10 protein-coding genes, 1 tRNA gene and 1 pseudogene are annotated in these 16,585 nt (G+C 62.2%); 2 read left to right on the forward strand and 10 right to left on the reverse strand.

Going from position 1 to position 16,585, the window contains the following annotated elements:
* Positions 1 to 95: 95 nt before the first annotated feature.
* From glpK to uvrB, 9 genes and pseudogenes are all read right to left on the reverse strand, one after another.
* Entirely contained in the window at positions 96 to 1,580 is a 1,485-nt protein-coding gene (gene glpK / locus P1U48_RS15095; RefSeq protein WP_301070018.1) for a glycerol kinase GlpK, read from the reverse strand.
* 92 nt (positions 1,581 to 1,672) lie between these two features.
* Positions 1,673 to 2,287 carry a hypothetical protein gene (locus P1U48_RS15100; protein WP_301070019.1) on the reverse strand — a complete coding sequence of 205 codons (615 nt, stop codon included), beginning with the start codon at positions 2,285 to 2,287 and terminating at the stop codon, positions 1,673 to 1,675.
* A 468-nt stretch (positions 2,288 to 2,755) separates the two neighbouring features.
* Entirely contained in the window at positions 2,756 to 5,257 is a 2,502-nt protein-coding gene (locus tag P1U48_RS15105) for a cation:proton antiporter (protein WP_301070020.1), read from the reverse strand.
* 360 nt (positions 5,258 to 5,617) lie between these two features.
* Positions 5,618 to 5,757: pseudogene (locus P1U48_RS15110) on the reverse strand (transposase); the annotation flags it as partial.
* A gap of 179 nt (positions 5,758 to 5,936) precedes the next feature.
* Positions 5,937 to 7,820: a glycosyltransferase gene (locus tag P1U48_RS15115; RefSeq protein ID WP_301070021.1), complete on the reverse strand. Its 1,884-nt coding sequence runs from the start codon at positions 7,818 to 7,820 to the stop codon at positions 5,937 to 5,939.
* Positions 7,817 to 9,436, reverse strand: a complete 1,620-nt coding sequence (locus P1U48_RS15120) for a hypothetical protein (protein ID WP_301070022.1) — start codon at positions 9,434 to 9,436, stop codon at positions 7,817 to 7,819. Before P1U48_RS15120 ends, P1U48_RS15115 begins: the two co-directional genes overlap by 4 nt.
* Positions 9,433 to 10,644 (reverse strand): NAD-dependent epimerase/dehydratase family protein, encoded by a 1,212-nt coding sequence (locus tag P1U48_RS15125; RefSeq protein WP_301070023.1) that lies wholly within the window; start codon positions 10,642 to 10,644, stop codon positions 9,433 to 9,435. Before P1U48_RS15125 ends, P1U48_RS15120 begins: the two co-directional genes overlap by 4 nt.
* A gap of 183 nt (positions 10,645 to 10,827) precedes the next feature.
* Positions 10,828 to 11,739, reverse strand: coding sequence for a hypothetical protein (locus P1U48_RS15130; RefSeq protein WP_301070024.1), 912 nt, complete (start codon positions 11,737 to 11,739; stop codon positions 10,828 to 10,830).
* Between the two features lie 1,091 nt (positions 11,740 to 12,830).
* Positions 12,831 to 15,023, reverse strand: coding sequence for an excinuclease ABC subunit UvrB (gene uvrB / locus P1U48_RS15135; RefSeq protein ID WP_301070025.1), 2,193 nt, complete (start codon positions 15,021 to 15,023; stop codon positions 12,831 to 12,833).
* 211 nt (positions 15,024 to 15,234) lie between these two features.
* Between uvrB and P1U48_RS15140 the strand changes: the two genes are divergently transcribed.
* Both P1U48_RS15140 and P1U48_RS15145 read left to right on the forward strand, forming a co-directional pair.
* Positions 15,235 to 15,546 (forward strand): ETC complex I subunit, encoded by a 312-nt coding sequence (locus P1U48_RS15140; protein WP_301070026.1) that lies wholly within the window; start codon positions 15,235 to 15,237, stop codon positions 15,544 to 15,546.
* Between the two features lie 53 nt (positions 15,547 to 15,599).
* Positions 15,600 to 15,676: transfer RNA gene (locus P1U48_RS15145), tRNA-Arg, on the forward strand.
* A gap of 638 nt (positions 15,677 to 16,314) precedes the next feature.
* Here P1U48_RS15145 and P1U48_RS15150 read toward each other — a convergent pair.
* Positions 16,315 to 16,585: hypothetical protein (locus P1U48_RS15150; protein ID WP_301070027.1), on the reverse strand; the 271-nt coding region annotated here is incomplete at its 5' end.

The following is a 16,585-nucleotide window of genomic DNA, read 5'->3' on the forward strand; positions in this document are numbered from 1 at the left end:
CATGCTAGACCCCGGCCAAATGCGGCACAAGGACCGGCAGCCCGCAAGCGCCGTGGTTTCAGAGACCTGAGAACTCGGCCAGGCGATTTCCCGGCTCAGAACGCCATCGCCGCCTGAACCGCCCGTTTCCAACGGCCATGCTGCTCCTCGCGCAGGGGCGCCGCCATCACCGGTTCAAACCGCCGGTCCAGCGCCCAGGTGGCGGCGAATTCGGCAGCGCCGGGATAGACCCCGGCGCGTTGTCCGGCCAGCCAGGCGGCGCCCATCGCGGTGGTTTCCAGCACCGCCGGACGATCCACCGGTGCGCCGGTGATGTCGGCCAGGAATTGCATCGTCCAGTCCGAAGCGCTCATCCCGCCATCGACACGCAGCGCGGTTTCCCCCGCCCCCGGCCAATCGGCATGCATCGCGTCCAGCAGGTCGCGGGTCTGAAACCCGACGCTTTCCAGCGCCGCGCGTGCCAGTTCGGCAGGCCCGGTGTTGCGCGACAGGCCAAAGATCGCACCACGACATTCGCTATTCCAATAAGGCGCGCCAAGCCCGGTAAAGGCGGGCACCATGACCACCCCCTGGGCGGCATCGGCGGTTTCGGCCAGCGGCTGGGTCTCGCTGGCCTCGCGGATCATCTTGAGCCCGTCGCGCAGCCATTGCACCACCGCCCCGGCGACAAAGATCGACCCCTCCAGAGCATAGCTGACCTGCCCGTCGAGCTGATAGGCCACCGTGGTCAGCAGCCGGTTTTGCGAGCGCACCATGTCGGGCCCGGTGTTCAGCAGCGCGAAGCAGCCGGTGCCATAGGTCGATTTCATCATCCCGGGGCTGAAACAGGCCTGCCCGATCGCCGCCGCCTGCTGATCGCCGGCAATGCCGAGGATCGGGATTTCGCGCCCGAACAGATCCACCCGCGCCATGCCGAAATCCGACGCGCAATCGCGCACCTCGGGCAGCATCGCCATTGGGATGTCGAGCAGGGCACAAAGCGCTTCGGACCAGCGCCCCTCACGAATGTCATAAAGCATGGTGCGCGAGGCGTTGGTGGCATCGGTCAGATGCGCCTTGCCGCCGGTCAAGTTCCAGACCAGCCAGCTGTCAACAGTGCCAAAGGCCAGCTCACCGGCCTCGGCCCGCGCCCGGGCCCCATCGACATTGTCGAGGATCCATTTCAGCTTGGTACCGCTGAAATAGGGGTCGAGCAGCAAACCGGTGCGGGCGGTCACCATGTCCTCATGTCCAGCCGCGCGCAACTCATGGCACAGGGGCGCGGCGCGGCGGTCCTGCCAGACAATCGCATTGTGGATCGGCTGGCCCGTCTTTCGGTCCCAGACCAGGGTGGTTTCGCGCTGATTGGTGATGCCGATACCCGCGATCCGCGCCACGTCGATCCCGGCCTTTTCGATCACCGACCGGCAGGTCGCGGCCGTGGTCGCCCAGAGGTCGGACGGATCATGTTCCACCCAGCCGCTGGCCGGAAAATACTGATCGAATTCCTGCTGGGCCACCGCCGTGACGCCAAAATCGGCGTCAAACAGAATGGCACGGCTCGACGTGGTGCCCTGATCAATGGACAGAATATATGACAACGGAACGGCCCTCCCCCTCAAGATTGCGCTTTTGTCGCGCAAATACCCCGTCCGGGGCAAGCCTGCATGTTATCGGTAACACTCGCCCTGGGTCAGGCCTGGCTGGCGCCCAGGCAGCGGGTCGCAATAACCGAGGTGTCGGTCATATAGCTGCGCCGCCGGGCAAAGCTTTCTGCCCAATCCGGCAACTTTGCACCCGGGGCGAGGTTGAAGAACCGCGAATTCGACCACGCCAGAAGGTCGTCATATTTGGCGACCAGAAGATAGCGGGTGACCCCGTCGCTTGGCGCCAGATGCCACAGGCCAATCACATTGCATTTGGTATCCTGCTCGAACCCGTCCCAGACCGGGATCGTGTCGTTTTCGAAATCCCCGGCCTTGTTCGAGAGCACATGGAACCAGCGGTTGGTGAACATCGCCGGGCCTTCTTCCAGCATTGGCAGGTTCCGTTCGGCGGCCGGGGTCAACGGCTGCCGGGTCAGCGCGACAACCGCCGCCAGCGCGGCAAGCTCGGCGGCGGCGGCATCCAGATCGGCGCCGGTTTCAGCGGACAGGATCAGGTAGACCCTGTTCACACTGCCGCCGATCTGCGGCGTGAAAATGGCAATTGCCTGCGCCGCCCCATTGGCCAGCCTGGCCGATTTTACCGCGGCGCTGACGGGGCCCCAGGCGTTCGGCTCAGTCGTGAGGGTGACGTATTCCTTCATCGGTCAATTCCTTGGTGAAGCCCTGAAACGGCTCGGGCGATGTTTTCATGCTAGACCACTCGTTTTAATTTGAAAGCACTGATGGCGCGCGTCAGGCCAGAGGCCGCGGGATACGCCGTCAGATGATGGTCTCGGCAACTGTCGTCCTGCTGACCCTGCAGGAACCGCAGCTCGACAGGGACAACGAAACCGGCGAACCGAAACCGCCACGGGCCACTGAATGGAGCGTCAGCGAGGACAATAGGACCTAGACCTTCATACAGCGCGAAGGTGTCAAGTTTCACGACGGCAGCAATTTCACCACCGTGGCCAGCTACAACCTGACCGGGCGGGGACTCCCCGAACGCGATGAGCCGGCCAAGACGATGCGGGTACCTGCGCTGGTCTGGCAACGGTCGTTCGTTGGCAGCGTTGTCCACGCCATTGATTGCACCCGGCTCGGATGTCAGCCGTCAGCCTGCTGACTTCTCATTCGCTTGGCAGAAACTCCGCCGGATTAATCCCGCGCTTCTCGGCAGCGGCGCGCACCGCCTCGCGCAGGACCTGGCTGCGCTCAAGCAGGCGCCGGAACCGATCCTCGTCCAGGACCAGTAGCGTTGTGGGCGCAATGGCACGGACATCGGCACGGCGGGCCTTGTTTGTCAGGATCGCCATCTGGCCGAACATCTCTCCGCGTCCCAGGCGCCAAGTCTGGCCCGCGCTCTCCAGTTCGACCGCACCTGACGCAATGAAGAACACGCGCTTGGCGACGCTATCCTTGCGGATGATCACTTCGCCAGCATCGACGTAGCGTGTCGTCAGAGCCCGGATCAGGCGCTTCATCACACCGTCATCGAACCCGGCAAAGAGCGGGAATTGTTGCACCAAGACGGAGCGCTGGATCGCGACATCGAGGCGCGGACGTTCCTCGGCAGCCACCCGGCGCAATCCGAGTTCCTGCATGAGCGTGGTGTAGACCTCGGCGCCGATCAGCCCGTCTTCGCGCATCGCGACATATTCCCGTTCTTCCATTCGCAGGGTGGTGCGGCGAATGAAACGCCGCTCAAGCTCCTCGGCATAGCCCGGGTATTGCAGCCTCAGACCTTCCAGAGCGGTTTCGACAGATTCGATCCGGCGGGACAGCAATTCGTGGAGCAGATCGGCCACCCGCCGCCCATGAATGCGGCGGATACGACCATCGATGAAAGCCCCGAGATCACGCAGGATCAGACGTTTCGACAACAACAGCTCGAACCGGTCCGCCGTCATCCGGGCAAGCGGGGCGGACAGCCCGAGACGGCCATGAAGCAGAACCGCGGCCCGAAAAGCCCGACCATAGACGACGCTCTGGCGCGCGGCTCTTTGGTATCCGCTGCGGCCCTGAGTTCGGGCGCCTTCGATCAGCCTATCGGCGTCAGACAGGACAAATTCAGCCATACGGGCCGAGATCGTGCGTTCCCGCACCCGTGCGAGGATCGTGTCACGCTCGTGCCCGGCCAGCGCGATCAGGCCCAGGACGATCCGGTCGCGGTCGAGAATATCGGCGCTCTCCTCGGCCATCTTTACCGCCAATTCCAGGCGCTCACCAAAGCGCTTGGCCTCGGACCGCACGGTGTCGCGATTGAGGTCGTAATTCTCGGTGGTTCGCGCAACATCTTCGCGAACGGTCTGCAACGCGACGGCAACCACCTGCCGCGACAGAGCTTCGTCAATGGGCGAGAGACGGTCGAGCCCGAGCCGCCCGATGATCCAACGCAGCGTCGCGCCCTGCACGAGCAGCGTAAACAGGACGAAACCAGTGGCGAGGATGCCGACCACGCGCTGGATATCGCTTGGCACGCGGACACTTTCGGTCACCGCGAGCGCCAGCGCGAGCGTCACCGCCCCTCTGAGCCCACCCCAGAGGATCGCCACCCTGTAGGGCCGCTCGACCGGCGGCGAGAGTTTCACCGCCGTGAGAAGCGGCATCAGGACGAACAGAATCGCCGTTCTGGCGATAATGGCGGCGAGGGTGACAACACCGACCAATAGGAAATCGCCCAGTCGGGCCTCTTCGAGCAGCCGGGGGATCAGCAGGGCGGCGAGGATAAAGATGAGCGCACCGGCCCAATGGGCGAGCACGTCCCAGAGTTCGCGCAGGTTGGTCCATGATTGTGGCGGCAGGCGCCCCGGAGCCATCAGGTTGAGGGTCAGGCCGACGGCAACCACGGCAATCACCCCGGATGCGCCAACACTCTGCTCCGCCACGATATAGGCAAGGTAGGGCACTGCCACCGAGATGGAGATCTGCGCCAGCTCATGCCGGCTGAACAGGGCCATCACCCACACCGCAATCCGCCCGGTCAGCCAGCCGGTCACCGCACCGCCTGCGACAAGGATCGGAAACCGGGCCAATGCATCGCCAAGGTCGGGATCCGGCAGGCCCAGCATCACGAATCCCATGAAGAGACCAAACAGGGCAATGGCCGCCGCATCGTTCAGCAGGCTTTCGCCCTCGATGATCCGCGCCAGCCGCCGCGGCGCCGAGATTGAGCGGAAGATCGAGACCACCGCAGACGGATCGGTCGTCGATACGATCGACCCGATCAGCAGACAGGCCGCCAAGGGCAGCGTGCTCGCCCAGGAGAGAGCGTAGCCGACAGAAACCGTGGCAACGACGACGGCAACCACCGCCAGCACCAGAATCGGCACCCAGTCGTCCAGCATGCGCCGCAGGTTCATCCCGAGTGTCGCCTGGAACAACAGCGTCGGCAGAAAGACATAGAGGAAGACATTGGACTTGATCGGCAGGCCAAGGATCGCTTCCGCCACCGGGTTGAGCGCGTCCGTCAGCTCGGTTCTCAGAAAGAAGGTCGCCCCAGCCCCGATCAAAATGCCGAGGGCCGCAAGTATCACGCTATAGGGAAGGCGCACCCGCGCGGCAAAGGGCTCGGCAGCGCCAATGACGAGGAAGAGTGACGCGATTACAGTCGTGATGAGGATTATGTCCATGCCCCCGAAATACCAGAAGTACACGGGACCGCACCCGCGTTATTTGGCCCGAAAGCCAAGAACTTGGGTCTTGGCAGGTTGCCGAAACTTCCCATATCAGGAAGGCTGTCCCCGCATCAGGGCTGTTTCGCCTGATCGCGATGCCCTTTGGCGGCTCGATATATGCCCCGTGGGCCGTCTCTCCGCGTCATGCGGCACGCAAAACCGGGGTGGGACCACAGCGCAAACTCCAAGTATGTTGGATGTCCGGAACCAACCGCGTCCGTCAGCGCCTTGCGGACGGCCCTAGGCGGCGTCTTCATTTAAGCAAGCCAGATCATTGCGCATGCGAGTGACACAAAGGCTCGGAACGATGAGTCTCTCCCAAACCCCTGACAGCGTCCAGCGCCGGACTCGGCAATGCACCGTTCGCCAGTTGCCCGGCTCGGGCGGTAAATCTCGCCACGGCGACGCCGTTCGCGCCAGCCACAGGATTGCATCCAGGAAAGCCGGTTGTCCGTCGCCGTGCCTCCACGGTCGCCCTTTTTGCCAGGAACGAGCGGTTCAATCCGTGCCCATTGCACATCCGTCTGCTCAGGATCGCCTTCGTTTTCAATCTTGAATCAGAACTCAGGCCGATTGGGTATCCCCAAATGAAGACGCCGCCTAAAGTGAAAAAAACGACCGTTTTGACGGAAAGTTACATGCTGCCAGATCCGCCTTTTATCTTTGTGACAGGATTGCCGCGATCACCGACTGTCCGTGTCGTTGGAATCCCAGACCTTGAACAGTTCGCTTGATACCTTTGGAAGCTGATCGACAACACCGATTCCAGCGTTAAATAGGAGCGGAACATCCGGAAGACCAGATATTGCGGGAGATGCAGCAAGGCACGAAACTTGCGCATCGTCAGCGCCGCAAAGATCACCATGATCATCGGCGCCCCCATCAGAAAGGCAAGCACCGCCTGTGCGCTGATCGCGCTTCTCGGGTCGGGCGCCATAAGCAGGAAAATCGCCGCGAAAATCAGGAATGGCAGGGCGATCGCGCGGCGGGCGGTATTGATGAGCATATACGGCATCAACAGCTTGCTGCGAAGGGACAGGTTCCGCATGAGGAAATGCTGCTGGTTGCGTGCCATGACGTGAAAGAGCGAGCGGAACCACCGCATGCGCTGTTCGCGCATATGAGAAAAGGTGCGCGGCACCTCCGAGACAAAGGTTGCGCTCGGGTCGACCACCAGACGGCGGCCGGATTCGCCGATGCGGGTGGCGGCATCGGTATCTTCGCCGTTCATCCCGCCGGCGAAGCCGCCGACCTCGCGCAGCGCCTGCGTGTTATAGGCGACGAACATACCCGGAATCCCGATGATTGCATCGCCTGCACCATAGGCCACTTGATCGAGTCCGACTTTCAGGATCACCTCCAGCTCGCGTGCACCGTCGAAGATGCCACCGCCCGGTACAAGGGCCTGTCCGCCGACAACGGCAACCAGCGGGTTAGAGAAATGTCGCATGACCCGCCACAGCGCGTCGGGCGAGACCTGCGTGTCCGCATCGATGCGCACGATATAATCTGTGTGCGTTTCGGCAATGCCCCTGTTGAGCGCATTTGCCTTGCCCGGCATCGGTTCGGACAGCAGCCGACCCCGGATGTGCCGCGCCCGCAGCAGCGCCTCCCGCACGATCTGCGCGGTCCTGTCGGATGAGTTGTTATCGATCACCAGCAGCGTCAGCTGATTGGTGTATTGCTCTGCGGCAACATCCAGAGAATGGATCGTCTCGGCAATGATATGCGCTTCGTTATGCGCCGGAACGATCACCGTGGCCGGCGGTGCGAAGCGTCCCGGCGGATAGAAGATCGCACGGAGCGCAGCCACCCAGTTCAATATCACGAAGAACAGTGGCAGAAACAGGAAAACGCCGGTGCCGATCCCGCCCAGCAGCGCCAGTTCGCGAAGCGTTACGATGCCCGGCAGCTCCATGCGGGCCACCGACATCGAGATGCCGGCGGACAGAGAAAATGCGAATGAGGCGACAAAATACTGCGTCGGGTGGACGCGCCTGCACACCGGACTGTCGTCGCGCGGCGGCATGTCGCCGTGGCGCAGGATGCGCACCGAGAAGACCAGCATCCCGGCAAGTCCAGAGATCGGCAGCGCCATATGCAGATACAGAAGAATCCCCAGCTGGTCATGGACGAGCGCCGCCATCAGATCGAAGAGCCAAAACGTCAGTGCGGCGGTCAGGCAGAGATCCAAGCCAAAGCAAAGACGCCCGGACAAGCCGCCATCCATGGCGCTGGCATAGCCGAGATAGAAGCTCAGCAGGAACAGCCGGACAGGGATTACATAAGAGCCTTGGTACCTGGTGAGATAGAGATCGCCTTCGGGAAAGGCCCGCTCGAGCAGCGGCACATTGTGCAGCGCATATGTGCCAAGCAGAGCGATGATCAGCGTCACGCAAATCGTCTGCGGCGCGAGCCAGAGCGGAACGGGTCGGGTCAGGCGCAGCGGCGCGCTGTCTGCGGACGCGAACTGCTCACGCGATAGAACCTGGTCGTGCCGCTCAATCGCCACGCTCACCATTCGATCAGCAGCGCCGCGACGCCCCGGCTTGGCACCGGCAGAGCGGCCTGAGGATCGAGCCGTTCCACCGTCACCGGTTGCAGTTCCCTGCCGCCGCCCTGCACGAGGTAGCGATGCGCGGCCCCGTACAGAGCGCTGTCATCCGGCGCTTCATCGGAGATCACCGCGATGCGCGGCCCCGCCGTCGTGTCCGCCCAGGTAACCTGCGTGGTCAGCGGCAACACAAGCCCGAGCAGCGCCGCGCCGTTGCGCGCGGCGGCGAGGGTTAGATCGCCGGGCAGCGCCAGCCCAACCCCATCTCCGCGCGCCAGCCTCTGCACCAGCGCTTCGGCGGCACCGGCCTCATCGCCGGGCGAGGCGAGGCTCAGGACCGTCTCGTCCAGCATCTGCGCCGCCGCGTCGGGCCCGGCCCGGCAGATCCCCTGGTTCGGCGTCGGATCGACCAGCGTCACCTCGATCTCGTTGATCAGCGCCTGGCGTGCGGCGGGCAATGCCACCGGCAGGTCGATGCGCCCGGCGCGGCCGTCGTGGCTCGACGAATGGATCAGCGTCCCGTTCAGCGTCACCCGGAGGTTCCAATCGATCTCGTCACCGAGACGGCTGGTGATCAGCGACAGATCGAGCCTATCGGGCAAGCGCCCCTCCGGCATGTCGGCAAGGCGGTAACCGAGGGTCCAGCGCCGGCTACCCCGGAAACTGGTGGTCTGCGTGTCGGCGCCAAGCACCGAGATCGGCACCGGCCAGTCGCTGCCGTAGATCTCGGGCAGCATCGCCCCGCGCAGTGCTGCCAGCCGGGCAATACCCGCCTGCGAACTCGCGACCCAGATCCCGCCGGCGTCATCCTCGGCCACCGGCACCGCCTCGGCACCGGCCAGCGTCACCGCGCCCTCGGTGACAAGCTCTGCGGGCGCGCCCATCCGCGTGAGATATTGCGCGACCAAGAGAGGCAGCGCGCCGTCGCCGCCGGTATCGGTCTGCGCCAGTTCCAGCGGCTGCGGCAGGATCTCCAGCGCGGTCTCGGCGCCGATATTGCTGGCCTCGTGGCGCAGCATCAGCCGGCTGGCCTCGTTGATCTCTACCGCGACGCCCAGATTGGTCACGTTGCTCGGGCAGATTTGGCCCTGATTGGTTGTCCCATCCCCGGTCAGAGCCACGGTCAGCACCCGCCCGACAAGATCCTCGGGGCGCAGTTCATAGACCAGAGTGCGACGCTCCTCGCCGGGCTCAAGCACCAGCGCCTCGCGTTCGGTGCCGTTGATCGACACTCGCACCAACCCGTCCCCACGCGAGATCATCTGGATATCGAGTACGAGCTGCAACTGACCGCTCAGCACCGGCAGGGCGTGGGGCAACGGAAAGTGGATTTCGGCGGAGCTCGGAAAGCCGGTGAGCCCGACCCACTGGCCCGGATCGGGGCGCAGCACCGGCAACGCACCGGTCCCTGCCGCGATCGGTTGGGGCATGCGCCCCTCGACCGTGTGAAACTGCTCGGAGGAGAGCCCAAGTTTTGCCGCCACGAAGCGGCCGAGATCGGGATTGGAGAGAATGGTGACGACGGTGGCCACGAGAAAGGTCGTGATCGCCAGTGCGATTAACCGGGCAAATTCAGTCATGTGGCGGCCACTTCCGTTTTGACCACACCAGGCAGATTTTCAGGAGTCCAGAGCGCCCGCGCCGGGATCGTCTCGCGGCGGCTGCGCTGCGCGTAATGTCTTGCGATGTCGAGCGTTTCCTCGAGCAGCCGGTCGCGCAGAAGGATCGGATGAAACCCGAGGCTGCGGAACCCGGCATTCGAGACCTGAAGGCCGTTCTCGTCGGCCTCCTTGCGCGGGTTGTCCACATGGGCGACGCTGGCCCCGGTCAGATCCGCCACCAGTGCCGCCAGGTCGCGCACCCGCAGCGATTCCGCCACCTGATTGTAGATCCGCACACGCTCACCGCGCTCGGGCGGATTCGCCACCGCCAGCGCGACGCAGCGTGTGGTGTCCTGGATATTGATAAAGGCGCGGGTCTGGCCGCCGCTGCCATGCACGGTGAGCGGATAGCCCACCGCCGCCTGCATCACGAACCGGTTCAGCACCGTGCCATAGTCGCCGTCGTAATCGAAGCGGTTGATCAGCCGCGGGTCGCGCCTGGTCTCCGGTGTCTGGGTCCCCCAGACGATGCCCTGATGCAGATCCGTGATCCGCAGCCGGTCGTTGCGGGCATAGAACTGGAACATCAGGTGATCCATCGACTTTGTCAGGTGATAGACGCTGCCAGGCTTGGTGGGAAAGACGATGTCGTGCGCGCTCCAGCGGCCGTCGGGCTCTTCGATCTTCACATCGAGATAGCCCTCCGGGATCTCGCCGTTGAACCCGTCGTAGCCATAGACCCCCATCGTGCCGAGATGGACGAGATGGCAGTCGAGCCCGAGATCGGTCAGCGCCACCAGCGTGTTGTGGGTGGCACGGATATTGTTGTCGATCGTGTAGCGCTTGGTCGTTGGGGTCTTCATCGAATAGGGCGCCGCGCGCTGCTCGGCGAAATGCACGATGACATCGGGGCGTTGGCTGTCGAGCAGCGCACGCAGCCCGTCGTAATCCTCAGCGATATCCAGTTGATGAAAGGCGATGTGCCGGCCCGAGATCTTTTCCCAGGTGTTGAGCCGAGTTTCAGCATCTGCGATCGGAGTCAGGCTCGACGTGCCCATCTCGGCGTCGATAGCGCGCCGCGACAGGTTGTCGACGATGGCGATCTCATGTCCCAGCGACGAGAGGTGAAGTGCCGTCGGCCAGCCGCAAAAGCCGTCACCGCCCAAAATCAAGATTTTCTGTACCAAGTTTTTCCCCTTACTCAATAATCGAATCCTGAACGCGGATAGTCAGGTGATCAGGAAATCATGAATTTTTTGGGGCGCTTCTGTGGGTGATGCGGTTAACGAAACCGCAGACGTGCTTACCCACGCCGGACCCATGCAATTAAAAGTGTGGGTCAGAGCACGTGTGGGTCGGAGTCAGCGGGATCACATTGGCCATTTCAGCGGAACCGAGAACATCACCCCGAGCAGACCGCCGTTGTAGGATTTTTGTCCATTTGTAGAATTGTTCGTTTCGTACCCGAGATAGGCTTCCATATCCAACTGCTCGGCGAGCCCCTTCTCTATTCCGAGGCGGACCTGGAAACGCTCATCATAGCGCCCGCCGGCATCGTAATCGCGGGCGAAAAGCGTCATCTTAGCCAGCAGATTCGTGTCTGGATCGAGGCGCTGGTTATAAGCGAGACGCAGCCCGAATTCATTATAACTGAACTTCGCAGCCTCGGCGTCGCGTCGCTCGGCATAAAGTGTCGTGGTGCCCCGTCGGCTCCAGTCTTTCGAGCCCCACATATGCATCGCGTCGAACAGGTATTCGCGCTGGTCGTAACCCTGGAAGGTATTGAGGTCGTTCTGCTCGCGATACCCGATCCGGGCGCGCAGCTGCACAGTCTGGCGCGGCGCGGGGGCAAAGCGCAGGGCGGTGGAGAGCCGCAGCCGGGAAAAGACCTCGCCATCGGGGCCACTGGCATGACGCGCCTGCGCGCCTAGCCTAAGTTGTGTCCAGAACGGATGATCCAGTGGCAACGTGCGCAGGATTTCGGCGTCGAGATAAAGCCGGTTGTTGCTCTTGGCGTCGGGATAACGCTCGTGCGAGAGCCCGAAGGACAGATCCGTCCAGCCCCGGCCGGCAAACTCGAAACGCCGACTTGCCTCCAGCCCATAGACGAAGTGCGTCTCGAGATCGAGTTGCAAACCGGCGCTGTTTGGGCTGTCGACCGCGTCGCGGTCGGCCAACAGGGTCAGACCCGTTTGCCAGCCTTGCTCCGCCCGGAGCACGCCTGTCATACTCAGAATAAAAAGTGGGGTGACAAGAAAATAAGTCCAAAGTCGATATCGCATTCTTTCAATCAAGATTTATTTACGTCCTTGCTTTGAAGCTGGTTGGTGCTCTCAGGTGGTTTTCCCTTTGTGAACTATGGATGTCCCTCCCATTGCAGGGTTTCGCCGATCTGTTCCATCATCATGTCCCAGGCTGCAAACATTGAGAACGGCAGTGCAACGTTTCGTTGTTCAGTTTCGCACCTGCTGAATCGGATTTAGGATGAAATGATCTGGCGCTTAAGTCCAGATTTTGCAGATGTATTCCCAGGTGGTGTGGCCATTGAGACTCTGTTTCCTCCATGCGGCGTTTCAGGTCGCGTCCATGAAGTCGGCGAGCTCCGTGCCAACTGGTCGTGGTTATTGTAATGGAAGCGCGTGACGGTCGCCTCCCTGATCGTCCGGTTTATTCGCTCGACCTGGCGCCTACCGGGAACACAATCCCCCGGGCTGTTTTCTGATCCCCACGGCGCCACGGATGGTTTGGCTTGGTCAGCCGATGCTCACTCCCATTGGCCGCGCAGATCATATCGCAGCGCATCTGCGGCGAATATGCCGTGTTCCGGTTGCGGGGGTGTTCGGCGAACTGGATGTCCTTGTGCGCTGCCCTCCAGGGTCTTTTCCGCAGGAAATGTCCCTGGAGGGGCAGAAACGTGTGGATGCGATAGGGGACGGCCGAACAGGGTGCCGAAACAGTCGCTTATCAGGAAGGCTGTCCCCGCAGCAGGGCCGTTTCGCCTGATCGCGCTGTCCTTTGGCGGCTCGATATATGCCCCGTGGATCGTCTCTCCGCGTCATGCGGCACGCAAAACCGGGGTGGTCTGGCGAGGTGGTTGGCGGCTATTGTCAGGGTGAACCGCGGCCCGCTCGTCTCGTCCGTCCCGCGCATCCTCAGCCCCGTCGGTGCGGCCCAAAGGGTGACTCATGTTCTCAAAGCCCTGTCGAGGCAGGGCTCGTTCAGCAACCTGCTAAGGATGATCGTCTAGCCGCGGTGGCTGGCAGACCGACAAAGGACAGTGCAAAAATGAGTGTGCGTATGTTCATCGGGAGACCTCAACGTGCTGAATCGAGGTTCGAAAGCTTCCGTTAACAATCGGTTAAGCCGCCAATTCTCACCGCCCCCGCCGCTTCACATTCCCACCATGTTGTCCGGGCCGCCCCGCCGTTGAGCGTCCGCGCCCCTTGACCGCCGCGTCTGACGCTTTCTCGACCGCCTGTTGGCGTGCCAGCGGGTCGTCGTGGATGGCGAGGTCGACCGCCTCCAGCCGCTTGACCTCGTCGCGCAGCCGTGCCGCCTCTTCGAATTCCAGGTTCTCGGCGGCCTTGCGCATATCGGTGCGCAGCCCGTCCAGGTGCGCCTGCAGATTGCCACCGAACAGCGGCTTGTCGACCTTGGCTGTCACCCGGTTCATGTCGACATCGCCCTTGTAGAGCCCGGCGAGGATGTCCTCGACGTTCTTTTTGATGGTGGTCGGGGTGATCCCGTGTTCGAGGTTGTAAGCGGTCTGTTTCTCGCGCCGCCGGTCGGTTTCGGCCAGGGCGCGTTCCATCGACCCGGTGATCCGGTCGGCATACATGATCACCCGGCCATCGGCGTTGCGCGCCGCCCGGCCGATGGTCTGGATCAGCGAGGTTTCCGAGCGCAGGAAGCCCTCCTTATCCGCGTCCAGGATCGCCACCAGCCCGCATTCGGGGATATCGAGCCCCTCGCGCAAGAGGTTGATGCCGATCAGCACGTCAAAGGCGCCAAGGCGCAGATCTCGCAGAATTTCGATTCGTTCGATGGTGTCGATATCCGAATGCATGTAGCGGACCTTGATCCCCTGTTCATGCATGTATTCGGTCAGATCCTCGGCCATTCGCTTGGTCAGCGTGGTGACCAGGGTGCGCATGCCGTCGGCGGCGACTTTGCGCACCTCGTCCAGCAGGTCATCGACCTGCATCTCGACCGGGCGGATCTCGATCTGCGGATCCAGCAGCCCGGTGGGGCGGATCACCTGTTCGGTAAAGACGCCGCCGGTCTGCTCCATCTCCCAGTTGCCGGGGGTGGCGCTGACGCTGATGGTTTGCGGGCGCATCGCGTCCCATTCCTCGAACTTCAGCGGCCGGTTGTCCATGCAGGAGGGCAGGCGGAACCCGTGCTCCGCCAGGGTGAACTTGCGTCGATAGTCGCCCTTATACATGCCGCCGATCTGCGGCACGCTGACATGGCTTTCGTCGGCAAAGACAATCGCATTGTCGGGAATGAATTCGAACAGGGTCGGCGGCGGTTCGCCCGGGGCGCGGCCGGTCAGGTAGCGGGAATAGTTTTCGATGCCGTTGCAGACGCCGGTCGCCTCCAGCATCTCCAGGTCGAAATTGGTGCGTTGTTCCAACCGCTGCGCTTCCAGCAGCTTGCCGTCGCCAACCAGCTGATCCAGCCGCTGGCGCAGCTCTTTCTTGATCTCGACAATCGCCTGCTGCATCGTCGGTTTCGGCGTCACATAATGCGAATTGGCATAGACCCTGATCTGCTCGAACGTGTCAGTCTTTTCGCCGGTCAGCGGGTCGAATTCGGTGATGCTTTCCAGATCTTCGCCAAAGAACGATAGCCGCCAGGCCCGATCCTCAAGGTGGGCGGGAAAGATTTCCAGACTGTCGCCGCGCACCCGGAACGAACCGCGCTGAAACGCCTGGTCGTTGCGCTTGTATTGCTGGGCGACCAGATCGGCGATCACCTGTCGTTGGTCATAGCTGCCGCCGGCCTTCAGATCCTGGGTCATCGCGCCATAGGTTTCCACCGAGCCGATGCCATAGATGCAGGACACCGAGGCGACGATGATCACGTCATCGCGTTCCAGCAGCGCCCGTGTCGCCGAATGCCGCATCCGGTCGATCTGTTCGTTGATCTGACTTTCTTTCTCGATGTAGGTGTCGGACCGGGCGACATAGGCCTCGGGCTGGTAATAATCGTAGAAGCTGACGAAATACTCGACGGCGTTGTCGGGGAAAAACCCTTTGAATTCGCCATAAAGCTGTGCCGCCAGGGTCTTGTTCGGGGCCAGGATGATCGCCGGGCGCTGGGTTTCCTCGATCACCTTGGCCATGGTAAAGGTCTTGCCGGTGCCGGTGGCGCCCAGCAGCACCTGATCGCGCTCGCCGGCGTTGATCCCGCCGGCCAGTTCGACGATGGCGGTGGGCTGATCCCCGGCGGCGGTGAAATCGGTCTTCATCACCAGACGCCGCCCCCCTTCCAGCTTTTCGCGGAGGCGCAGATCCGGTGCGGCGGCGTGCATCAGCGGCAGGGCGGTGTCGGTCTCGGGCATAATGATCCTCGGATGATTGTGCATGATGTGTGTGCTTTGCCCTGAATCGCAACCCCGTCACCGATGCCTGCTGACACTTCGCTGTCAGCTGCGGGGCGGCAGATCGGGCGATTGCGCCGGATTTGACCGCGTCCGGGATCATTCCGCCCGAATTCGCCCTTGCCGCAGGGCGGCAAGTTTCGGATAAGACACGGGTTCAAGGAGCCTTGCGATGACCGCACGCATCTACCGACCCGCCAAGACCGCCATGCAATCGGGCACGGCCAAAACCCATGCCTGGGTTCTCGACTACATCCCCGATACCGCCCGTGAGGTTGATCCGCTGATGGGCTGGACCTCATCCGCTGACACCCAGGCGCAGGTTCGGTTGCGGTTCGAAAGCAAAGAGGCCGCGCTGGCCTATGCCCGTGACAAGGGGATCGAGGCAGTGGTCAGCGATCCGCATGAGCGCAAGCCCAACGTTCGCCCCGGTGGCTATGGCGACAATTTCGCCACCAACCGGCGCACTGTCTGGACCCACTGACCCCCCGGTTTCGCTTGCACCCGCCCCGGCGGGCCGATTAAGCACAGCACAGCGGTCCCGTAGCTCAACTGGATAGAGCACCTGACTTCTAATCAGGATGTTGGGGGTTCGAGTCCTCCCGGGATCGCCATTTTTACCTATCTTTGTAAGTGTAGAATATGGCTGCACAAAACGACGTTCTCTGGGGCGCGTCGTGTCAAGACAAATTGCATGACCGGGCCTAAGATTACATCAAGACCCTGATAATTATAAGATATATCGAAACGAAGTCGCGAGGCCCTGATAGGCCCGGATTTCCTGCGTCTGGCCCCGTGGTTGGTTCCCTGGGCACTCTCGAGGCTTTAGCTTCAAAGCAGAACGCCCCCATCGAACATCCAAACCTTCTGCGGACACTACAGGCAGTGTCAGTGGTTCCCTGTGAATTACCGACGGCTGCGCCCTTTGGAATTTCAAATGCGGTATCTGACACGAAGGGTGGTTTCCAGCCCTTCCCCGCGCCGGTCGTAAACGGCGGAAATGCGCAGGGAGCGGGTTTTGCGAAATCGAGGAGGCCGAGCCAAGACAACTGGCGCGACCGGCCCAGAGCGGTCCTTGGGAAAGATACAAGACCGCCTTCTACGTTCTCCGAAGCGGCCATTCGTGAACCGCGCAATATTGTCCGCGTTCCAAGGTCTGCTTCGCGGGAGATTGTTACCGCTCGGAAACGGTTGGCACTCCCACGGTGCCGATAGGAGGATGAATTCCTATCGTGGCCGAGTTTCTTGCAACTCACAACTTCTTGACCCAAAATCCGAAAGAGCGCACGGTTTGGGCGTTGGTTGCATTTGGATGGGTTCCTATCATGCGCTTTTTTGCGATCTTTCTCCTATGTCTTTCGCTAATTCCCAGCCTTTCATCGGCGCAGGATCGCGCCAACACCATCCTTGTTTTGGACGGGTCCGGCTCCATGTGGGGACAGATTGACGGGGTAAACAAGATCGTCATCGGGTAATCCCCCCCGAAAGTAGGGGGCTGCATAAGTAGAATTTTCTCGCCAAGG

This window comes from Pseudooceanicola sp. (assembly GCF_029213205.1).
Lineage (GTDB): Bacteria > Pseudomonadota > Alphaproteobacteria > Rhodobacterales > Rhodobacteraceae > Pseudooceanicola.